The organism is Comamonas sp. Z3 (assembly GCF_008121565.1).
Classification (GTDB): domain Bacteria; phylum Pseudomonadota; class Gammaproteobacteria; order Burkholderiales; family Burkholderiaceae_C; genus Comamonas; species Comamonas brasiliensis.
This window is the reverse complement of sequence record NZ_VOQU01000006.1, coordinates 93,676-115,884: the sequence shown is the minus strand read 5'-3', so window position 1 is coordinate 115,884 and position 22,209 is coordinate 93,676. Positions and strand designations below refer to the sequence as shown.

Here is a 22,209-nt window from a genome sequence, read left to right as displayed (position 1 = left end):
GTGTGCCCGGATTGGGCCGCAGGCGGTAGGTGCGGGGGGCTGCGCGGCCCCGGTGACGGCCTGCGGTGGGCCTTAGCGCTTTTTCTGGTTCTTGGCGATCAGCGTGGCGATGGACTTGGCATCCAGCACCACCAGCTGATGCTGCGCGGCCCAGCTGGCGGCATTCTCACCCAGTGGCTGCAGAGCCACGTAAACGCCGAGCTCGGCTTTCAGCCGGGCTTGCGCGGCCTGCAGCTCGCGCAGCGGCTCCACGCCATGGGCTGCGGCTTTCCAGCGGCGCGCGCCGACCACGCTGGTCTGGCCGTTGCGCGTCAGCAGCAGATCGGCCCCGGCCTGGTTCAGGCGCTGAACCTCATAGCCTTCGGCTTGCCAGGCCGTCTGCAGCTGGGCACTGAAGTCGGCCCAGGACTGCTCGGCAATCACCTGCTGGATCTGTTCCAGCCTGGCCGGGCTGGGGGCCCGCAGCTGCCTGTAGCAGGCGATGCAGCCCACGATGAAGAACGGGAAGGCGCCCAGGGCGGCAAAGGGCGAGATGTCCTTGGGGAACACCGCCAGCGACACCAGCACCACCGCAGCGCAGATCGCAAAGCTGATCCACCAGCGCGAGCGCATCAGGACTGCGAACAGGGAATTTTCGGCCATCTTCAGTTTCACGGGCTGTCTCTCAAATCTTGGGCAAAGGGCTGCATTGTCTCCTGTGCACAGGGGTTGGGCAGCTTCGCTAGACTATCCGTCATTGAAGAAACCTCTGGAAAACTAAATCCAATGGCTGTTACTGAACAAGCGCTTCTGAGCGCGCTGGCCACGGTGCTTGATCCGCACACTGGCAAGGACTTTGTGAGCACGCGTGCCCTGCGCAATCTGCAGATTGCCGGTGACGACGTCTCGTTCGACGTGGAGATGGGCTATCCCGCCAGCAGTCTGCATCCTGCGCTGCGCAGCCAGTTCATCGCTGCGGCCAGGACGGTGGCCGGCGTGGGCAATGTCTCGGTCAACATCTTCACCAAGGTGGCCTCGCATGCCGTGCAGCGCGGCGTGCAACTGCTGCCCGGCGTGAAGAACATCATCGCCATCTCGTCCGGCAAGGGCGGCGTGGGCAAGAGCACGACCACGGCCAATCTGGCGCTGGCGCTGGCCGCCGAAGGTGCCCGCGTGGGCATTCTGGACGCCGACATCTACGGCCCCAGCCAGCCCATGATGATGGGCGTTTCGGGCAAGCCCGAAAGCCATGATGGCAAGACCATGGAGCCGCTGGAGAACCATGGCGTGCAGGTCATGTCCATCGGTCTGCTGGTCAACAACGACCAGGCCATGATCTGGCGCGGCCCCATGGCCACCCAGGCACTGGAGCAGATGCTGCGCCAGACCAACTGGAAGGATCTGGACTATCTGCTGGTCGACATGCCGCCCGGAACCGGTGACATCCAGCTGACGCTGTCCCAGCGCGTGCCCATGACGGGTGCCGTGGTGGTGACCACGCCCCAGGACATTGCCCTGATCGATGCCAAGAAGGGCATTCAGATGTTCGAGAAGGTCGGCGTGCCGATTCTCGGCCTGGTCGAAAACATGGCAGCCCATGTCTGCACCAACTGCGGCCATGTCGAACATATCTTTGGCGCCGACGGCGGCAAGAAGATGGCCGGCGAGCAGAACATCGACTATCTGGGGGCGTTGCCCCTGTCGCTGCAGATCCGCCTGCAGGCCGACAGCGGCAAGCCCACGGTGGTGGCCGAGCCCGAGAGCGAAGCCGCCCAGGTCTACAAAAAGGTGGCGCGCGATCTGGCCGTGAAGGTGGCTCTCAAGGCCAAGGACTTCTCCAGCAAGTTCCCCACGATCACGGTGAGCAGCAATACCTGATGAACCTTCTGACCTCCATGCGTTATCTGGTGGCGCTCAACGAGCACCGCCATTTCGCAAGGGCGGCGCAGGCCTGCCATATCACGCAGCCTGCACTGTCCAATGCGCTCAAGGCGCTGGAGGACGAGTTCGGGGCCGTCATCGTGCGCAGGGGGCGGTCGTTTGCAGGTTTCACGCCTGAGGGCGAGCAGGTGCTGGCTACGGCTCTGGCCATGCTGCGCGCGGAAGAAGGTTTGCGCCAGGAGCTGAGCGCTTCAGCAGGAGCGCTGCGCGGCCAGTTACGCATGGCCGCCGTGCCCACGGCTATGCCCATGCTCACGCGCTTTGCGGCCATGCTGCGCCAGCGGCATCCCGGCATCACGCCCGTGGTGCTGTCCATGAGTTCGGCCGAGATAGAGACCGGACTCGAGGATCTGTCCCTGGATCTGGCTCTGGGCTACAGCGCCAGACTGCCGCGGCGTGGCCCGCGCCTGCAGTCCTGGCTGCAGTACCAGGAGCACTACTATCTGCTGAGCCGGGATGCGCAGTGCGACAGCCGCCCCTTTGCCTTTGGGGCAGACATCGCCTGGAGCGAGGTGGCAGCCCTGCCGCTGTGCCTGCTCACGCCCGACATGCACAACCGCACGGTGATCGACGAGGCCTTTGCTGCCGTGCAGCGCGAAGTGCAGCCCGCCATGGAAACCAATTCCGTGCTGAGTCTGGTCATGGCCGTGGCCGAATGCATCCCCGGGGACGAAAGCGCCATGGTCACCGTGCTGCCAGGCGCCATGGTGGCCACGGTACGTCACATGCCGGGCCTGATTGCACGGCCGCTGCGATCGCCCGAGTTGCTCACGCCCATAGGCTTCATGACCCAGCAGGGCATGGCGCCCACCCGGGCTCTGTTGGCCGCGCTGGAGCTGCAGGACGATGACGAGTGGCGCGTGCAGTGCCTGCGGCATGCGGGTGCGCTGAAGGAGTGAGAGCGGTCAGGCGGGCCGGTCCTGCCCGCGTTAGGGCGTGGCCTGCAGCGCGGCACGCACCGCATCGGGTGTGAACGGGGCTGCATAGAACCGCCGGCCCGTGGCATCGAACAGGGCATTGGCCAGGGCGGCGGGTCCTGGTACCGAGGCCGATTCGCCTGCGCCCATGGGCGGCTCCTCCTGGCGGGGCATCAGCACGACTTCGATGGGCGGCAGGTCGCGGAAGCCGATGATGGGGTAGCCGCCCCATTCGCGGCTGGTCACGCCATGGTCGTTGAAGGCCACCTTTTCCATCAGGCTGCGGCTCAGCGTTTGTATGACGTTGCCGTGGATCTGGTGGCGCACGCCATCGGGGTTGACCATCATTCCCGTGTCCTGGCCCACGACCAGGCGTTGCACGGCGATGCGTCCGCTGGCGGGGTCCACGGTGATGTCGATGACCCAGGCGGCCCAGGCTGCGCCAAAGCCGGGAAAGCGGCTGTGGATGTAGCGCGCATAGGCTACGCCGCGTCCGTGCAGCAGGCCGTCGGCGCCCGGCTGTCCCCGGCTTCCGCGATGGCCTGGCTGCCATTGCGCATGGCGGGCCGTGGCATGGATCAGCTCGACGGCGCGCGGGTCGTCCAGATGGCGAACGCGGTAGTCCACAGGGTCGGCATCGGCCGCATGGGCCAGCTCGTCGATCATGCAGTCGTGGGCAAAGGAGTTGGGCAGGGCAGAGACCCCGCGCAGCCATGACGAACGCACGATGGGCGCCATGTCATGACAGGCGATGCGCTGGTTGCCATAGCGGTAGGGGGGGACTGCTGTACGGTCGCCCATCTCCAACGTGCGTGGCTGGCCCGGTATGCGGCCCGTGAGCAGCAGGGCCAGCAGTGGCGCGTCGTTGGAGGGGTAGCGCACGGCAAAATCGTAGGCCAGCAGCTCTCCCCGGGCGCCGATGGCCGCGCTCACGTCCATGAGCTGGGCAGTGCCCTTGGGCTCCCACTGGTGCTCCTGCTCACGCGTGAGCTGCACGCGCACGGGGGCGCCCACGGCCATGGACATCAGGGCGGCGTCGGCGCAGACATCGTCGGCACAGTTCCGTCCATAGCAGCCTGCGGCTTCCAGGCGCACGATCTCGATGCGCTCTTCGCCCAGTTGCAGCAGGCGGTCCAGGTCGGTGCGCAGCATGTGGGGGTTCTGCGTGCCGGCCCAGAGACTGAGCCGTCCCTCGCTGAAATCGGCCACTGCACAGGAAGGGCCAATGGAGGCATGCATCTGATAGGGCCAGAGATAGCTGCGGCGCAGCACGGTGGCTGCGCCGGCGAAGGCGTCATCCACGAGGCCTTGATCGACCAGGACACGGTGCTGGGCGGGATTGGCGCGGATGGCCGCAGACAGGTCGGAAAGATCAGGCGCGGCCGGCGCGGCCTTCCACTGCACACGCAGCGCGCGCATGGCGGCAATGGCCTGTTCCTCGCGGTCTGCGACCACGCCGACGAAATCCCCTTCGATGACGACCTGCACATTGCCGGGCAGGTGGGCCACGGAGTCGCGTTCTACAGCCATCAGGCAGCGGCCAATGAAGTCGCCGCCGTCGCGGCCCGGATGCGGCGGGCGGATCACGCGGCCATGGCGCATGCCCGGCACGCGCACATCGTGGACAAAGCTGAGCTCGCCCGTGGCCTTGGCGGGAATGTCCACGCGAGCCGCTCCCCGGCCCACCAGCCGGTAGTCGCTGGCAGGCTTGAGCTTTACCTCCTGCTCGGGGGGCGCCAGTTGCAGCTGCAGTTGCTGGCCTCGCAGCAGCTCGCCATAGCCGATTTGGCGGGCATCGCTGCCGTCGGCAAAGCGCACAGTACCGTCGCTTGCCCGGAGTCGGTCCGCCCTCGCGTTCCATTGCTGCGCGGCCAGCGCCAGCAACTGCTCGCGTGCCTGGGCGGCTGCGCGTCGCAGCGGAACGGCCGATATCTGGATGCTGGCGCTGGCAATGGTCGGCCCCTGGTTGGGGGCGGCGGCCGTGTGGCCCATCACCATTTCCAGGCGGTCCAGTGGCACTTCCAGTTCTTCGGCCACGATCTGCGCCAGCGCCGTGCGTATGCCCGTGCCCAGGTCCACATGGCCGTTGAAGGCCAGGGTGCGCCAGCCCTGCGGCGCGGCTTCGTCGGCGAGCACGGCGACGAAGATTTCCGGCGTGGACTGCACGTAGTCGGTGGCCGTGCCGGGCTGGCCGGGCGCGGGGCGCGGCGGCACCACGGGCTGGCGCACCACGAGCAGGGTGTCGGCGCGCGCGAGCAGCTGTGTGTGCAGGGCTTGGGGCTGGGGCAGGTTCATGAGAGCGAATGTAGGACAGGTTTGGCGAGCCGGCAGCAACGTTGTAGATCGGCTTGCCATTCCATGGTGTCAGCGAGGATGACCGCGCACGATTTGGCAGTGCCCAAGCGAGAGGCTCCGAGGAAGGGCCTACGCCGGCCGCGCCACCCCGCACCGAGGGTGCCGACCTCCTTGGGGTGCCGTGCAACGGGAAGCGGCGAAGCCGCTCAGGGGGGCAATCCATCCGTAGCAGCGATGGCTTGGCTCAGCGGCATCACGGCCGCGTACTTCTGGGCCATGTCGAACAGGTTGGCATCGTGCGGGCCCAGGGCGCGGTCGCCGCAGCAGTCGGCCACCACCAGCGGGCGAAAGCCCGACTGCATGGCATCGACCACGCTGGCACGCACGCAGCCGCTGGTCACGCAGCCGGCCACCACCAGGGTCTGCACACCGCGCTGGGCCAGCCAGGGCGCGAGCATGGTGCCGAAGAAGGCCGAGGGCGTGCTCTTGCGCACCACATACTCCCCAGCGGCCGGGGCCAGTTCGGGCACGATGGCGCTGTGGTGGCTGTCTTCCTTCAGGGTCAGCATGCCGGGCACCTTCAGGCAGAAGATGTTGTGGTCGGCATCGTCGTCCGAGAACACGATGCGGCTGTGCGCCACAGGCCAGCCGCGCGCGCGGGCATGGGCCAGCAGCTGCCGCGTCTGGACGATGGCTTCGGGGATGTTGCCGCCACCGAATACGGCCGGGTCGGTAAAGCCGTTGACGAAGTCGATGATGAGCAGGCCGAAGGGGGCCTTGAGCGGCAGCGGCGTGCCGAAGCCCTGGCGCGCGTAGGCGGAGATGTCGCCCTGCACTCCTTCGGTGGGCACGCTTTGCGCGCCGGTGGCCTGGCTGGCGGTGGTGTTTGTCATGCGATGTCCTTTCCCTGGCTTGCCCTTCTGGCGGCGCGCGCCAGTCCTTCCTCGTCCTGCACCACGCCGTGAATGACCGTGGGCTTGCCGTCCAGGGTCACCGTGCAATGGCGCATGGGAATGTCGATGTGGCAGGCCGTGGTACGGCTGCCCCCGGCCTCGTTGTTGGGGCCCATGGACCACAGGAAGTTGCCCTCGAAGGCACGCGCGTCCATGCCGATGTGGGTTTCCTTGTTGTAGTGGGCCAGCATGGACCAGTGGGCGCGTGGCTGCAGGCCCCAGCCGATGTGCGAGACCGCATAGGCCTCGGGGTCCTCGTAAGAGGCCATGTACTCCTTGAGGATGTCTGCCTGCAGGCCGCCGCTGATGCGCGTGACGTAGCCTTTTTCGATGACCAGCTCGATGGGGTCGGTCACGTAGTCCTTCATGGGCAGAAGGATGTCGCCTCGGTCCAGGATCACGCGGCCGTTGCTTTCGCCCTCGTCGGGCCAGGTCAGCACGAAGCCGCTTGGCCAATGGTCCCAGCGACCGGGTTGATCCACGAAGCCGTATTCGCAGATGGCTGGGAAGCTGCCCAGCCGGCAGTGCAGGTCGGTGCCCGCAGACGAGCTGATGTGCATCTGCCTGGCCGCCTCGATGCGCTTCGACGCGGCCTGCACGCGCGCACGGTCGGCCTCGGTGGGCACCAGGCGGCACAGCACCTCGGGCGGCTCCACGGCCAGCAGGATCTTGGTGCCGGTCTGCAGGATTTCGTGCTGCTCGGGCGAGAACAGCAGGGTCATCAGGTCCAGCACCAGGTCGCTGGCCTTGAGTGCAGCGATGGCGGCGGGGTTGCCGGTCAGCGGAGTCGTGCCCAGGTAGGCCAGGGAGTCGCGGCTCAGCGACTTTTCAGCATTGACGGGGGGCAGGTCCAGGCGATTGACGCGCGCGCCCATTTCGCTGGAGGCGGCGACGGCGCAGCGCAGCGTCTGCGGGTGCGTGTCGGCGCCCGTGAGCACGGTGACGGTCTGGCCGGCTTCGAGGCGGGACAGCGTGAGCACCTGTTTCCAGGCGTGGATCAGATCGATATCGCTGACGGACATGGTCGGCTCCTTGATTGACTGGGATATGGGTGGTGGGCGCGTGAATTTCGCCAGGGACACCAAGCAAGGGCCGCCCCGCAGCGAGGGTGTCGTCGGCTGCCCGTAGGCCCCCTGGGGGAAGCGGCGCAGCCGCTCAGGGGGGGCATATGCTCGCACCCAGGAAATCGCCCAGGGCCTCATAGAACCCGGCCTCGTTGTCCCAGGGAATCATGTGGCCGGCACCGGGCACGCGCACGTGCTCGGTCTGGGGTGCCAGGCCCTGCCACTCAGCCACGTCCTCGTCGCGTACCACGTCGCCGCGCTCGGCCGTGACCAGCAGCAGCGGGTGCTGGATGCGGGGCAGGTCGGCATGGATGTCGTCACGGCCGAAGTCCTCGAAGCTCTGCACGATGGCAGGCTCATGGCAGGTGTGCAGCCATTGGGCACGCAACTGGCGCTGCTCTTCTGTCCAGGTGGGGCAGAAGGCGCGCATGGCTTCGGCATCCATGCCCAGCGTGGCCTGGCGGATGGAGTCCACATACCAGGGCAGGGCGGCCGGGTAGGCGCGACGGCCCGGGCCAGACACCGGCGGATCGACGATGACCAGGCGAGTGAGCCCGGTCGGCTGGCTGCGCGCGGCACGCACGGCAATGCGTCCGCCCATGGAGTGGCCGACCAACGCCCAGCGCGAAAGGCCCATTGCCTGGGCGAAGGCGGTCACGTCGGCGGCCTGGGCATCGAGTCCATAGTCCAGGCCCGGGCCGGACGAGGACAAACCACGGCCGCGCACGTCCAGCACATAGGTGTCGAACTGACGACCCAGGTGCTCGGCCACGAAGCCCCATGTCACGGCCGGGCTGGTGATGCCGGGGATCAGGATGACGGCGTCGCGCTGCGCGCGCTCGCCATCGGCGCCGCCGTAGCGCAGATAGTGCTGGCGTATGCCGTTGGCATGGACGTTGCCGCCGTAGAGGAATGTGCTGCTCATGCGGTTTCTCCTCAGGCCTCGGCCGCCGTGTCGTAGGGATAGGCACCCGACAGCAGCGCACCTGCACCCGGCACCACGGGGTCGAGGCCCAGCTCCTTGAGAATGGCGTAGGTGGTGGCGATGGAGGCGGTCAGCACGGGCTTGCCGGTTTCGGCTTCGACCTGGGCCACGGCCGGCAGCGAGGGCATCTGCACGCAGGCCGACAGCACGATCACATCGGCGTCGGCGTAGTTCATGCCCGCCACGATGCCGGGCAGTTTGGCGGGGTCGTGGCGGCCCACGTCGAGGTTGTCGGGGATTTCCAGCGCACGCCAGTCCACCACCTCGAAGCCTTCGGCGGCGATGTAGTTCTTGACCAGCTCGGTCAGGGGGACCATGTAGGGGGCGACCAGGGCGATCTTCCTGGCGCCCATGACCTTCAGCGCCTCCACCAGAGCACCCGCGCTGGTTATCACGGGCGCGGTGGCGCCGTTGCTGGCCGTGCGCTCGGTCAGTCGGGCCTGCGAGACGCGGTGGTAGCCGTGGCCCATGGCCATGATGGCCACGAGGCAGGCATATCCCAGCACATCCACGCGCGCATCGCTGAGTTCCAGCGCGCAGCGGTCGCTTTCGCCATCCATGGCGGCCAGCTCTTCCTTCACCACTTTCTTCATGCGCATGCGGCTGGAGTGGAAGGTGAAGCGGTCCTGGGGGCGCAGCGTGGAATGGGCCTGCAGCATGGCCGGCACTTCGGTCTCCATGGTGGTGTTGGAGCTGGGGACGATCTGGCCGATGCGGAACGTTTGGGTCATGGCTTGCCTTTGCAGAGTTTTGAGGGTTTCTGATCAGAATCAAATGAGTGTGTACGCTTTATTCTTGCAAAAGATATGCCGACTTGCAAATGAGAGTTTGCTCGGTGTTTGTACTTATTTGGTGCGAAATTTGCACCAAAAATGTTGAATTTCAATTTATTCTGCCGCTCCATGGTGCATGCGTGATTTTGGAAATTTAAGTGCATACGCCTGAATTAAATGTTTTGTTGCCTGGCACGCTTCCTGCTCTCAAGCATTCATGGACGCGCCGAAGCAACGCTTGCCCCGTCTGGCTTTCAACATTCCTGCAAGGAGAAAAACTGTGTCTCAATCCCCTCGAATCGCCGTTGTCGGTGCCGGTCTCGGCGGGGCCGCTGCTGCCAAGCTGCTGCTCCAGGAAGGCTTCAATGTCCGCGTCTATGAGCAGGCGCCCAGCTTCTCTCGCCTGGGAGCCGGCATCCACGTCGGTCCCAATGTGATGAAGATCCTGCGTCGCATCGGCATTGAGGACGCGCTCAACGAGCAGGGCTCCCACCCAGACTACTGGTACAGCCGCCACTGGCAGACGGGCGACGTGCTGGCCCAGATCCCGCTGGGCGACTACGCCGTCAAGGAATACGGTGCCAGCTACCTCACCGTGCACCGCGGCGACTTCCATGCGCTGCTGATCGAGGCCTTGCCCGACAGCGTGATGGCCTATGGCAAGTTCCTGACCAAGGTGGAGGATCGGGGCAACGTGGTGCTCATGCACTTCGCCGATGGCACGACCGAAGAGGCCGACATCGTCATCGGTGCCGATGGCGTGAACTCGCGCATCCGCGAAGAGCTGCTGGGCCCAGAGCTGCCCAAGTACGCCGGCTACCTGGCCCACCGCGCCGTATTCCCCACGCCCGAAGTCAAGGCCGGCATGCTGCCCTTCGACGCCTGCGTGAAGTGGTGGAGCGATGACCGCCACATGATGACCTACTTCGTCACCGGCAAGGCCGACGAGCTGTACTACGTGACCGGCGTTCCGGTCGAGAAGTGGGACCTCGACGACCGCTGGCTGCCCAGCAGCAAGGAAGAGATGCGCGAGGCCTTCTCGGGCTGGCACCCTACGGTGCAGGCGCTGATCGACGCCACCGTGGAAGTGACCAAATGGTCGCTGCTGGAGCGCGACCCGCTGCCGCTGTGGAGCCGTGGCCGCCTGGTGCTGCTGGGCGATGCCTGCCATCCCATGAAGCCCCACATGGCCCAGGGCGCGGCCATGGCCATCGAGGACGGCGCCATGCTGGCGCGCTGCCTCAAGGAAGTCGGTGCGCACAACCATGAGCTGGCCTTCGCGCTGTATGAGGCCAACCGTGCCGAGCGCGCCAGCAAGGTGCAGCGCATCTCGCACGACAACACCTGGCTGCGCACCAACGAAGATCCGTCCTGGTGCTTCGGCTACGACGTGTTCAACGTGCCCCTGGTCGAACCCAGGGTCAAGGCCGCTGCCTGATACTCGCTGCCCTGCCGGACAGGGAATGGATATCCCCCTCCCGTCTGGCAGCAGAACGCCCACATCCTGAACCGCAGTTGCAAGAGCCTCGTCCCATGGGAATCCCAGTTCATTCAAGCAGTCCCTCCCACCTCATCTTCCTGCAGGTCAATGCACGGGCATGCGAGGTGCCGGCCGCTCCCGGGACGGCGCTGCTGCATGTGCTGCGCAATGACCTGGAGCTGAACGGGCCCAAATACGGCTGTGGCCTGGGTGAGTGCGGCGCCTGCACGGTGCTGATCGACGGTGTGGCCGCGCGTTCCTGCGTGATTCCCGTGAAGGCGGCAGTGGGCCGAGAAGTGACCACGCTGGAAGGCCTGGGATCGCGCCAGTGTCCGGGCCCCACGCAGCAGGCCTTCATTGACTGCCAGGCCGCCCAGTGCGGCTACTGTCTCAACGGCATGATCATGACGGTGGAGGCCTTGCTGCGCCGCAACCCGAACCCCACCGAGCAGGAACTGCGCAACGAGCTGCACCACAACCTGTGCCGCTGCGGCACGCATGTGGAAATCATGCAGGCGGCCCTGCGCGCCGTGCAGCTGCGTGCGGAACGGGCCACGCTGCAGGCACCCTCCGGCGTTCCATTTTCCAGCGCGGGCGAGGTCCAGCCATGAACACGGCTGACAACACCCCCGCCCTGCCTTGCGACCTGCTGCACGGGCTAACGTTGCGCCCGCCCGTCGCGGCCTGGGACGGGCTGCGCTACCAAGGCAGCGTGCCCGCCCATGCGCGGCTGGACCAGGCGCAGGCCATGTCCGGCGTGGTGGCCGCCGTGCAGCGCGAGCATTTTCTGGGCGTGGTGGCCGTGGCGCCCGTCCATGCGCGGCAGGCGCTTGCCAGCCTGGTGCCTGTATGGAAAGACGGGCAGGCGGCCTTGCAGGCTCGCCCCGTCTCTCACTCCCCCGGATCGCAGGAATCGTACGAGTCGATCGATACCGGTCGCTATGTCTGGCGCATGGCTGGTGCGAGCGCCGGTTCCGGCACGGCACGCGTGGCCGCGTGGTGCCTGGACGGTCATATCAGCCTCTGGCTGCCGCCGTGCGAAGCCGACGTACGCCAGATGATCGGCCGTGAACTGGTCGCGCTGCTGCATTGCCAGGAATCCGCGCTGCGGCTGTTCAGCGTGCCTGCCATGGGCTATGGCAGCGTGCATCCGCTGGACCTCATGGATGCGGCCGCCGATGCGGCCCTGCTGTCCCATGCCGTGGGCCGGCCCGTCAGCGTGGCCTGCGAGGCCGGGACTGCGGGTACCGGCGCTGGCCGCGAGCTGGTGCTGCGCGTGGATGCGCAGGCTTCGCAGGCGCTTGAAGCCGGCACGATGGTGCAGGCCCATGAAGGCCATGCATCGCTGCAGCTCGACCTGCTGCTGTCCGACACCCCCTGGGCCGTGCGCCCCAGCATGGCGCGCCTGCTGAGCCAGCCCGGTTTGACGCGAGCCGCCGCTGTGGCCACCGTGCTCGATGCCGGCGAAGTGCGTGAGCGCAAGGTTGTGGCCAGCCTGCGGCATGCCGGTGTCGACGATCTGAATGCCGCCCAGGTCTTTGCCCGTGAAAGCCATTGGCATGAGCAGGCCCTGGGTCTGGGGCATGACCCACTGCAGTGGCGCCTGCAGCACTTGCCCGAAGGCCCGGTGCGCGATCTCGCGCAGCAGGTGGCCGAGCGTGCGCAGGTATCACCGCAAGACGACATTCTGCAAGACACCGATGGCCGCCTGCTGGGTCGAGGCTTTGCCACTGCCCAGCTGCAGACTCTGGATGCTCAGGGCGCCGACCTGCATGCCTGGAGCGCCTGGGTGGCCGAGGTGGCCGTGCATCCGCTCACCGGCGAGATTGAGGTGACCCGGGTGGTGGCCGGCCATGACAGTCGCAGCCTGCAAGCGGCCCAGGCGGCCAGAACGCGGCCCGAAATCGTGCAGCAGGACCCCCAGTTGCTGGCCGATGCGCGCCGGTTGCTGGGCACGGCTCCCGCCTTCGACGACTGGACTGGTTCCGCCGCTTCCGCTACCGGTTTCGATGTGATCGCCAGGCCTGGTTCCGATCTGGTGCAGCAGGCGCGCGGCGATGTCGGACCCATCCGCCAGGGCGGTCTGGCGCTGGACGGGGTGGCCACGCTGCCCGCCGCCGCCGCCATTGCCAACGCCATCCACCATGCAACGGGCGTGCGCCTGCGCGAAGTGCCCTTTCGGCCCGAACAACTGCGCCTGGCGCTGGCCGGCGAGGGCGCGGGCAAATCATCCATTGCCAAGTCCGGCCGTGGCTGGGGCTGGCTGGCTGCAGGCGCCGCGGGCCTTGCCGGCATGGCTGCCATGGCCTGGCCGCTGAAGCCGGCCCTGCCGCTGACCGACGGGCCAGACGTCTCCCTTTATTCGCCCCAGGCCCTGGAGCGCGGCCGTCTGGTAGCTGCCGCGGGCGACTGCGTGGTCTGCCACACGGCGCCGGGCGGTGCCTCCAATGCGGGAGGCTTGGGGCTGGAGACGCCGTTCGGCACCATCTACTCCACCAACATCACGCCCGACAACGAAACAGGCATCGGCCGCTGGTCCTATGCGGCCTTCGAGCGCGCCATGCGCCACGGCATCCACCAGGATGGACGTCAGCTGTATCCGGCATTCCCGTACACGGCCTTCGCCAAGCTCAGCGATGGCGACCTGCAGGCCCTATATGGCTACCTGATGTCCCAGCCCGCCGTGAAGGCCAAGGCCCCCGAGACACAACTGGCCTTTCCCTACAACCTGCGCCCGGCCATGGCTGGCTGGAATCTGCTGTTCCACGACGCCACGCCCTTCAAGGCCGACCCCGCGCGCAGCGCCGAATGGAACCGGGGTGCCTATCTGGTCGAGGGCGCGGGCCATTGCGCGGCCTGCCACTCGCCGCGCAATGCGCTGGGGGCCGAAAAGAGCGGCATGCACTATCTGGGCGGCGGTGAGGCCGAAGGCTGGAGCGCCCCTGCGCTCAACCAGCTGGCCCGCGGCAAGTTGCCCTGGAGCCGCGAGGAACTGTACCAGTACCTGCGCACGGGCTTCTCGGCACGCCATGGCGTGGCGGCGGGGCCCATGGCGCCCGTCGTCCACGGCCTGGCCCAGTTGCCTGAAGCCGATGTGCGCGCCATGGCCACGTATCTGATGGAACTGCCGGGCCAGGCGGCACAGGATGCGCAGCCCGCACTGGCCCAGGCCGCGCCCGTCGTTCCTCTGACTACAACGGTGGCTGCCCCCGTGGCCACGCCGCCCCCGGCGATGGAGCGCCAGGTCAACGGCGAGCGCATCTACCAGAACGCCTGCGCGGTCTGCCATGAGGCGGGTAGTGGGCCCACTCTGTTCGGCGTCAGGCCTCTGCTGGCCCTGAACACCAACCTGCATGCCGCAAGCCCGGACAACCTGCTCCAGGTCATCCTGAACGGCATCCAGACACCCGCCGACGATGCGCTGGGCTATATGCCCGGCTTCAGGGACAGCCTGGATGACAGGCAGATTGCGGACCTGATCGGATATTTGCGTCAACGATTTGCACCGGAGGAAAAAGCTTGGCCAGACGATACGAAGACGATTAAGCGGCTGCGAGCGCAGGTGCAGGCGCATGCGCCCTAGGGGCTGCAATGGGCGGCGGCATGGGCGGTGCCGCGGATATGGATCTCTTGCCCTGGAATCTCTCCAGGGGCCGGGTCCGGACATCTGATGCTGGGGACAGGGGATGGGCAGCCACGGACGGGCTATCGCTATGCCGGCCGTACGGAATGTGCCCATCGCCTGGATGCAGATACCGACATCTGGAATCTTTTCATCGGTCCATGGAAATGGCGCCGAGGGAGTGGTTCGCTCTGGATGTGTGATGGGTGGAAAGCACTGCACGAATAGGCCGAGGCCGAATGGCGGTGCTTGCGAGAAAGACAGATTCAACAATTGCGATGACTAAAAAAGGAGTCCCTGCATGTCATCTACATATATTTCAGTGGAAAAAGGCATCCAGACTGCGGGTGTGGGCAAGTTTCAGTACCGGCTGTTCGTGATCTTCGGCCTGGTCTGGCTGGCGGACGCCATGCAGGTGCTGTCCATTGGTTTCAGTGCGCCGTCCATTGCCAAGACTTTCGGCAAGACCGTGCCCGAGGCGCTGCAGACCGGCACCTTCTTCTTCATCGGCATGCTGATCGGTGCCTTCGTCTTCGGCAGACTGGCAGACCGCATAGGCCGTCGTCCGGTGCTGATGATGGCCGTGGTGATCGATGCCTTTGCGGGAGTGGCTTCGGCCTTTGCGCCCGAGTTCGCCTGGCTGCTGGTGCTGCGCTTCATCACTGGCATAGGCGTGGGCGGCACGCTTCCCGTGGACTACACCATGATGGCAGAGTTCCTGCCCAGCGACCGCCGTGGCCGCTGGCTGGTGCTGTTGGAATCGTTCTGGGCTGTGGGCACCATCTTCCTGGCCATCCTGGCGCTGGTAGCCGTATATTGGGGCGAGGATGCCTGGCGTGTGATCTTTTTCGTGACCGGACTGCCGGCGCTGATCGGCGTGGTGCTGCGCTTCTACATCCCCGAATCGCCCATGTACCTGAACCGTAACGGTAGGTCCGAAGAGGCACGCAAGGTGCTGCAACGGGTGGCCAAGGTCAACGGAAACACGGTCGACATCCCGGCCCTGCAGCCTGAAAAGCAGGAGCGAAAGTCTCTCTTCTCCCTGTTCTCGCAGGATCTGCGCCGTCGCAGCTTCTCGCTGTTCCTGGCCTGGGCGCTGATCTCCATCGCCTACTACGGCGTCTTTGTCTACCTGCCTGTCAAGCTCAGCAGCGAAGGCTTTGCCTTCATGCGTGGTCAGGTCTTCCTGGTGGTGCTGGCGCTGGTGCAGCTGCCCGGTTTTGCGCTGTCGGCCTACGGCGTCGAGCGCTGGGGCCGCAAGCCTACGCTGATCGGTTTCCTGCTGCTGAGCGCCGTGGGCTGCATGCTCTACAGCCTGGGCTCCTCGCCCTTCGTGGTGATCGGATCGACGCTGCTGATGAGCTTCTCGCTACTGGGTACCTGGGGCGCGTTGTATGCCTTCACGCCCGAGGTCTACCCGACCGACCTGCGCGCCAGCGGGATGGGCATGGCAGGCGCTGTGGCGCGTTTCGGCGGCCTGTTCGCCCCGGCCATCATCGCGCCTCTCATGGCCACCCACTTCACCATGGCCCTGGCCGTGCTGTCGGCGATGCTGGTCGGTGGTGCGCTGGCGATCTGGGCGGTGGACGTGGAGTCGCGCAATCGGGCGCTGGATTGATGAAGGTCTGAGCGATCGTTTCAGCAAAAAGGCCAGAAGGATTGCTCCTTCTGGCCTTTGCTTCTTTGGAGCTTCAGCAACTCATTCGGAGTCGCTGCCTTCCAGCATTTTTCTGAGCAGGAAATCCAGCGCCAGACGCTCCGCGGGATTGAGCTTGCCGTAGGTGCTTTCGGTGATCTGCTTGGCAAATGGCTCCATGTCATGCACCAGATCCTGACCGGCTTCGGTGAGGTTGATGACGACCTTGCGCCGGTCCATGCGGTCATGCTCCACCTGCACCAGCTCGCGCTGCTTGAGCCGGTCCACCACGCCGCGTATGGTGGCCTGATCGATCACCGTGGCCTTGACGATGTCGGCGAGCGAGCTGCCTTTGTTGTCACGCACGGAGCACAGCACCACGAATTGTGCAGCCGTAAGCTGAGAGTCGGGAATGTACTGCTGGAAAAGCGCGGCATGCCTTTGATAGACGCGTCGCAGCAGGTGTCCGATCTGGTCCGAAAAGTGATAGCCATCCTGTGGCGTCATGGCTGATGGCGGCTGCTGAATCATGGTTCGCGTGAGCTTACCAAAAATCACGCCAGTTACCGTGATTTGCGACAAGCCAGGCGCATGGGCGAGACGCTGCAAAATCGCGTCAAAGCAGCACGTGCAGCAAGGGGGCGCATCAGGGCCTGCAGGTGCATCGGCGCAGGCTGTCAGCTCATTTGCGCATTGAATGGTGCAATCAGGAATATGAATTTGACGGCTTGCCGCTCAGGGCTTGAAATGGCAGGAGAGACAAAGCGCCTGCGCAACAGACCGCGCCGCTTCCACAATGAAAGCCCGTTGGAACATCCATGCCAGCCATTCAAGGGAAGATCATTCCCATCACCTTCGACGGAGCCGCCAGTGCCGGTTCCGCACTCGGTGGCCATGAACGCGAAGCCCTCGAGCACGCCATTGCCGACCATGCAGCGCGCCCTGGCTCTCTGATCGAGCTGCTGCACTCCCTGCAAAATGCGCTGGGCTTTATCCCGCGCGCTGCCGTGCCCGCCATTGCCCAGGCCCTGAATCTTTCGCGTGCCGAGGTCCATGGTGTTGTCAGCTATTACCCGCATTTGCGCGAGCAGCCGCATGGCAGGACGCTGATCCAGATCTGTCGGGCCGAAGCCTGCAAGTCACGTGGTGGCGATGCACTGTTCGCCCATGCGCAAGCGGCAATGGGCTGCCAGGCCCATGGCACGAGCGCCGATGGCAGCGTGACGCTGGAACCTGTCTACTGCCTGGGGCTGTGCGCCCAGTCGCCGGCCGTGATGGTCGACGAGAGCGAAGTCCATGCACGGATGACTGAGGACCGGCTCGACGCCTTGCTGGCAAAAATACAGCAAGAACAGCTTGAAACCAAGGCGGATAAATCGCGGACAACTATCGAAAATGAAGTTGTCGATGCCGCGCGCATCTATGTGCCGCGCGATGCCGCGGCCCTGGCCGTTGGCGCGAATGCGGTGGCCGAGGCGCTGCAGCGCGAGTGCGCGGCGCGAGGCCTGGCGGTGGTGCTGGTGCGCAACGGCTCGCGCGGCCTGCTGTGGCTGGAAACCCTGGTCGAGGTCGAGACTGCGCAGGGCCGTGTGGCCTACGGCCCGGTTCGGGCTGCTGACGTGCCGGGTCTGCTGGATGCCGGCATGCTGCAGGGCCGGCCCCATGCGCTATGTCATGGGCTGACCGAGCAGATGTCTTATCTGGCCAGGCAGGAGCGCCTGACTTTTGCGCGCGTGGGCATCGTCGATCCGCTGAGCCTGCAGGACTACGAGGCCCATGGCGGCTGGCAAGGCCTCAGGGCCGCTGCGGCCATGGCGCCCGAAGCCATCGTCCAGCAGGTGCTGGAGTCCGGCCTGCGCGGTCGAGGCGGGGCGGCATTTCCGGCGGGGATCAAATGGAAGACCGTGGCGGCCGCTCCAGCGCCGCAGAAATACATTGCCTGCAATGCCGATGAAGGCGATTCGGGCACGTTCGCCGACCGCCTGCTGATGGAGGGCGACCCGTTCTGCCTGATCGAGGGCATGGCGATTGCTGCGCTGGCCGTCGGTGCGACGCAGGGCTATGTCTATGTGCGCAGCGAATATCCGCATGCGATTGCGGTGCTGAACGAGGCGATTGCACGTGCCAGTGCCGCGGGCTGGCTGGGGAACAATGTGGCCGGCAGCGGCAAGGCGTTCTATCTGCAGGTGCGCAAGGGTGCGGGCAGCTATGTCTGCGGCGAGGAGACGGCCATGCTGGAGAGCATCGAAGGCAAGCGCGGCATTGTGCGTGCCAAGCCTCCGCTGCCCGCGATCGAAGGCCTGTTCGGCAGGCCCACGGTCATCAACAATGTGATCACGCTGGCGACCGTGCCCATCATCCTGGCCAGGGGCGCGGCCTTCTATCAGGGCTATGGCATGGGCCGCTCGCGCGGCACGCTGCCGTTCCAGCTGGCGGGCAATATTGCGCAAGGCGGGCTGGTGGAAAAGGCCTTCGGCCTCACGTTGCGCGAGCTGGTGCAGGACTTCGGCGGCGGCACGGCCAGCGGCCGGACCGTCAAGGCCATTCAGGTGGGCGGCCCGCTGGGCAGCTATGTGGCGCCCGAGGACTGGGATGATCCGCTGGACTATGAAACCTATGCCGCCAAGGGCAATGTGGTTGGCCATGGCGGTCTGGTCGTGCATGACGACGGCGCCGATATGGCCCAGCTGGCACGCTATGCCATGGAGTTCTGCGCCATCGAGTCCTGCGGCAAATGCACGCCCTGCCGCATCGGCTCCACGCGAGGGGTGGAGGTGATAGACCGCATCACGCGTCAAGGCGGCGCCGAGCATGCAGCCAATGTGGCGCTGCTGGAGAGCCTGTGCGACACCATGCAGCACGGTAGCCTGTGCGCCATGGGCGGCATGACTCCCTATCCGGTGCGCTCTGCACTGCAGCACTATCCGCAGGACTTCGGTATCGAGCCCGTGCAGACCGTGAACCCAGCCTGAGGAGAGAGCCATGCTGGAACATTTGAAGAACACCGATTGCGGAACGCCTGCCAGCCTGTCCGAGGAACTGGTCACGCTGCATATCGACGGCCGCGAAGTCACCGTGCCCAAGGGCACATCGCTGATGCGCGCCGCCGTCGATGGCGGCATCAAGGTGCCCAAGCTCTGTGCCACGGATTCGCTGGAGCCCTTTGGTTCCTGCCGGCTGTGTCTGGTGCAGGTCGAGGGGCGCAAGGGCTTTCCTGCGTCCTGCACCACCCCTGCCGAAGCAGGCATGAAGGTGCGCACCCAGAGTCCGCAGCTGCAGGAGCTGCGCAAGGGCGTGATGGAGCTCTATATCTCCGACCACCCGCTCGATTGCCTGACCTGCTCGTCCAACGGCGACTGCGAGCTGCAGGACATGGCCGGAGTGGTCGGTCTGCGCGAGGTGCGCTATGGCATGGATGGAGCCAACCACTTCAAGGGCGAAGCCAGGGCCGAGGTCGATACCTCCAATCCCTATTTCAGCTACGACCCCAGCAAGTGCATTGTCTGCAATCGCTGCGTGCGCGCCTGCGAGGAAACGCAGGGCACGTTTGCGCTGACGATCAGCGGACGCGGTTTCGAGTCGCGCATCACGGCAGGGCAGGGCGACGGCTTCATGGCCAGCGACTGCGTGAGCTGCGGTGCCTGCGTGCAGGCCTGCCCCACAGCCACCTTGCAGGAAAAGACCGTCGTCGAGCTGGGCCAGAGCGAGCACAGCGAGATCACCACCTGCGCCTACTGCGGCGTGGGCTGCGGCTTCAAGGCCGAGATGAAGGGTGAACAGGTGGTGCGCATGGTGCCCTGGAAGGATGGCAAGGCCAACGAAGGCCATGCCTGCGTCAAGGGGCGTTTTGCCTGGGGCTATGCCACGCACAAGGACCGCATCACCCAGCCCATGATCCGCGCCAAGATCACCGACCCCTGGCGCGAGGTGAGCTGGGAGGAGGCGATAGGCCATGCGGCCAGCGAATTCCGCCGCATCCAGGCCAGGCATGGCAGGGACTCGGTTGGCGGCATCACCTCGTCGCGCTGCACCAACGAGGAAACCTATCTGGTGCAGAAGCTGATCCGCGCCGCCTTCGGCAACAACAATGTCGATACCTGTGCGCGTGTCTGTCACTCGCCGACGGGCTATGGCCTGGGCCAGACCTATGGCACGTCGGCAGGCACGCAGACCTTCAAGTCGGTCGAGCACTCCGATGTGATCATGGTCATCGGCGCCAATCCCACGGCGGCGCATCCGGTGTTCGGCTCGCGCATGAAAAAGCGGCTGCGTGGCGACGCCCGGCGTGGCGACGCCCGGCGTGCCGGCGCCGGTTTGATCGTGATCGATCCGCGCGAGATCGAACTCGTCAACTCGCCCCATGTCAAGGCCGACTATCACCTGCAGCTGAGGCCCGGCACCAATGTGGCCATGATCACGGCGCTGGCCCATGTGATCGTCACCGAGGGCTGGCTGGCCGATGCCTATATCGACGAGCGCTGCGACGCCAAGTCCTTTGCGCAATGGAAGGAGTTCGTTGCCAGGCCGGAGAACTCGCCCGAGGCCACGGCCGACATCACCGGCGTGGCTCCCGAGCTGGTGCGTGGTGCGGCGCGGCTGTATGCATTGGGCAGTGCGGATCATCCGCAGGGAAGGCAGGTCAACTCCGCCATCTACTACGGCCTGGGCGTGACCGAGCATGCGCAGGGCTCGACCATGGTCATGGGCATTGCCAATCTGGCCATGGCCACGGGCAATGTGGGGCGCGAAGGCGTGGGCGTGAATCCCCTGCGCGGCCAGAACAATGTCCAGGGCTCCTGCGACATGGGCAGCTTTCCGCATGAGCTGCCGGGCTATCGCCATATCTCGGACAGCATCACCCGAGCAGAATTTGAAGGCGCCTGGGGCGTGAAGCTCAGTCCCGAGCCGGGCTTGCGCATTCCGAATATGTTCGAGGCCGCGCTGGAAGGCAGCTTCATGGGTCTGTACTGCGAGGGCGAGGACATCGTGCAGTCCGACCCGAACACCCAGCATGTGACGGCAGCGCTTTCGGCCATGGAATGTGTGGTGGTGCAGGACATCTTCCTCAACGAAACCGCCAAGTACGCCCATGTGTTCCTGCCCGGATCTTCCTTCATGGAGAAAGATGGCACGTTCACCAATGCCGAGCGCCGCATCTCGCGCGTGACCCAGCTCATGCAGCCGCTGGCTGGTTATGCCGACTGGGAGGTGACGCAGCTTTTGTCCAATGCGCTGGGCTATCCCATGAACTACGGTCATCCGCGCGAGATCATGGCCGAGATCGCGGCCCTGACCCCCACTTTTGCGGGCGTGAGCTACGAGAAGATCGAGCGTCTGGGCAGCGTGCAGTGGCCCTGCAATGAAGGCACCGAAGAGGCGGGAACGTCCATCATGCACAAGGACAGGTTTGTGCGCGGCAAGGGCCGCTTCATCATCACCCAGTATGTGGCCACCGATGAAAAGGTCACGCAGCGCTTTCCACTGCTGCTGACCACGGGACGCATCCTGTCGCAGTACAACGTGGGTGCGCAGACGCGGCGCACGGCCAACAGCCAGTGGCATGGCGAGGACAGGCTCGAGATTCATCCGCATGACGCACAGGACCGTGGCATCCGCGATGGCGACTGGGTGGGCATTGAAAGCCGCTCCGGCCAGACGGTGTTGCGCGCCACGGTGACCGAGCGCATACAGCCTGGTGTGGTCTACACCACCTTCCATTTCCCCGAGTCGGGTGCGAATGTGATCACCACCGACAGTTCGGACTGGGCCACCAACTGCCCCGAGTACAAGGTGACGGCCGTGCAGGTATTGCCCGTGACTCAGCCCTCAAGCTGGCAGCAGGGCTACAGGCGTTTCAACGACCAGCAGCTCGGTCATCTGGCCGCGGCGCAGATGGAGATGGGAGGTCAATGATGGACGTGAACAACCTGATCCACATGGCCAATCGCATAGCCGAGTTCTTCGAGGCCATGCCCGAGCATGACGAGGCGCTGGACGGTGTGGCCCAGCATATCCAGAAGTTCTGGGAGCCGCGCATGCGGCTTCGCATTCTGGCGGCCTTGAACGAGCCTTCCGAGGCCGCGCAGCTGCGGCCTCTGGTGCGCGACGCGTTGCACAAGCATGCCGCGCTGCTGGAGCCTGTGCAGGCATAGCGCGGTGCGCCAGACAGCAGCGCCATGCATCCATCCGGAATGTGTTGCGGGTATATTGGGTCTTTAGAGCGTGTTTACGATCTCCTCGCGCCGCGACAGAGGCTTTGCGGGCTAGGATGCCAGGGGTCGGCCCCCGCGCGCGATACCGCAGCAATAGCCGTGCTATTGCGAGGATTCGCGCGGCCGGCGAGGCAACGCCGCAGACCGCCCCTGACCGGGCGTGCGCAAAGCCGCTGTCCCGAAGGGGTGGCGCGAAATCGGGCGATTTGCTGCGCGCAGTCTCTTGCTTGCACCCCGGTGCAAGCGGCGAGCCATCGCTTCGAACTCATCCCGATTGCGCTCCAACGCGGCTGCGTTGAGATCGTAAACACGCTCTTGGATCCCTGATCTGCGCCGCTGCCCACGATCGAAT

Annotated in this window: 16 protein-coding genes; 9 read left to right on the top strand and 7 right to left on the bottom strand. The window is 65.6% G+C overall.

The window, feature by feature from the left end:
- Window positions 1–72: 72 nt before the first annotated feature.
- Complete coding sequence (locus tag FSY59_RS18065) at window positions 73–642, bottom strand: restriction endonuclease (RefSeq protein WP_003051978.1); 570 nt, start codon at window positions 640–642, stop codon at window positions 73–75.
- Window positions 643–765: 123 nt separating this feature from the next.
- Between FSY59_RS18065 and apbC the strand changes: the two genes are divergently transcribed.
- Window positions 766–1,857, top strand: a complete 1,092-nt coding sequence (apbC, locus tag FSY59_RS18060; RefSeq protein ID WP_003051981.1) for an iron-sulfur cluster carrier protein ApbC — start codon at window positions 766–768, stop codon at window positions 1,855–1,857.
- Window positions 1,857–2,819: a LysR family transcriptional regulator gene (locus FSY59_RS18055; protein ID WP_003051983.1), complete on the top strand. Its 963-nt coding sequence runs from the start codon at window positions 1,857–1,859 to the stop codon at window positions 2,817–2,819. Before apbC ends, FSY59_RS18055 begins: the two co-directional genes overlap by 1 nt.
- 30 nt (window positions 2,820–2,849) lie before the next feature.
- On the opposite strand, the gene FSY59_RS18050 is transcribed toward FSY59_RS18055, so the two are convergent.
- From FSY59_RS18050 to FSY59_RS18030, 5 genes are all read right to left on the bottom strand, one after another.
- Window positions 2,850–5,132 (bottom strand): molybdopterin cofactor-binding domain-containing protein, encoded by a 2,283-nt coding sequence (locus tag FSY59_RS18050; protein ID WP_148729458.1) that lies wholly within the window; start codon window positions 5,130–5,132, stop codon window positions 2,850–2,852.
- Window positions 5,133–5,338: 206 nt separating this feature from the next.
- The gene (locus FSY59_RS18045) at window positions 5,339–6,025 is read right to left on the bottom strand and encodes an N-carbamoylsarcosine amidohydrolase (RefSeq protein WP_148729457.1); all 687 of its coding nucleotides are present in this window, start codon (window positions 6,023–6,025) and stop codon (window positions 5,339–5,341) included.
- On the bottom strand, window positions 6,022–7,107 hold the full coding sequence (locus FSY59_RS18040; protein ID WP_148729456.1) for a 2,5-dihydroxypyridine 5,6-dioxygenase: 1,086 nt from the start codon (window positions 7,105–7,107) through the stop codon (window positions 6,022–6,024). The genes FSY59_RS18045 and FSY59_RS18040 overlap by 4 nt, the downstream gene beginning before the upstream one ends.
- A 133-nt stretch (window positions 7,108–7,240) precedes the next feature.
- Window positions 7,241–8,074 carry an alpha/beta fold hydrolase gene (locus FSY59_RS18035; RefSeq protein WP_148729454.1) on the bottom strand — a complete coding sequence of 278 codons (834 nt, stop codon included), beginning with the start codon at window positions 8,072–8,074 and terminating at the stop codon, window positions 7,241–7,243.
- Window positions 8,075–8,085: 11 nt separating this feature from the next.
- A complete protein-coding gene (locus tag FSY59_RS18030) occupies window positions 8,086–8,865 on the bottom strand; it encodes an Asp/Glu racemase (protein ID WP_148729453.1) in 780 nt (259 codons plus the stop codon).
- Window positions 8,866–9,187: 322 nt separating this feature from the next.
- Between FSY59_RS18030 and FSY59_RS18025 the strand changes: the two genes are divergently transcribed.
- From FSY59_RS18025 to FSY59_RS18010, 4 genes are all read left to right on the top strand, one after another.
- Window positions 9,188–10,345, top strand: a complete 1,158-nt coding sequence (locus FSY59_RS18025; protein WP_003051996.1) for an FAD-dependent monooxygenase — start codon at window positions 9,188–9,190, stop codon at window positions 10,343–10,345.
- Between the two features lie 95 nt (window positions 10,346–10,440).
- A complete protein-coding gene (locus FSY59_RS18020; RefSeq protein WP_003051999.1) occupies window positions 10,441–10,998 on the top strand; it encodes a (2Fe-2S)-binding protein in 558 nt (185 codons plus the stop codon).
- Window positions 10,995–13,970, top strand: a complete 2,976-nt coding sequence (locus FSY59_RS18015) for a cytochrome c (protein WP_148729452.1) — start codon at window positions 10,995–10,997, stop codon at window positions 13,968–13,970. The genes FSY59_RS18020 and FSY59_RS18015 overlap by 4 nt, the downstream gene beginning before the upstream one ends.
- A gap of 340 nt (window positions 13,971–14,310) precedes the next feature.
- Window positions 14,311–15,627 carry an MFS transporter gene (locus FSY59_RS18010; protein WP_003052002.1) on the top strand — a complete coding sequence of 439 codons (1,317 nt, stop codon included), beginning with the start codon at window positions 14,311–14,313 and terminating at the stop codon, window positions 15,625–15,627.
- A gap of 81 nt (window positions 15,628–15,708) precedes the next feature.
- Here FSY59_RS18010 and FSY59_RS18005 read toward each other — a convergent pair whose 3' ends face one another.
- Entirely contained in the window at window positions 15,709–16,152 is a 444-nt protein-coding gene (locus FSY59_RS18005; RefSeq protein WP_003052004.1) for a MarR family winged helix-turn-helix transcriptional regulator, read from the bottom strand.
- 311 nt (window positions 16,153–16,463) lie between these two features.
- Between FSY59_RS18005 and FSY59_RS18000 the strand changes: the two genes are divergently transcribed.
- The 3 genes from FSY59_RS18000 to FSY59_RS17990 are packed head-to-tail and all read left to right on the top strand — an operon-like array spanning window position 16,464 to window position 21,797.
- Entirely contained in the window at window positions 16,464–18,617 is a 2,154-nt protein-coding gene (locus FSY59_RS18000; protein ID WP_148729450.1) for a formate dehydrogenase subunit gamma, read from the top strand.
- A gap of 10 nt (window positions 18,618–18,627) precedes the next feature.
- Window positions 18,628–21,558, top strand: a complete 2,931-nt coding sequence (fdhF, locus tag FSY59_RS17995) for a formate dehydrogenase subunit alpha (RefSeq protein WP_148729449.1) — start codon at window positions 18,628–18,630, stop codon at window positions 21,556–21,558.
- Window positions 21,558–21,797, top strand: coding sequence for a formate dehydrogenase subunit delta (locus tag FSY59_RS17990; protein ID WP_148729479.1), 240 nt, complete (start codon window positions 21,558–21,560; stop codon window positions 21,795–21,797). The genes fdhF and FSY59_RS17990 overlap by 1 nt, the downstream gene beginning before the upstream one ends.
- The last annotated feature ends 412 nt before the right edge of the window (window positions 21,798–22,209 follow it).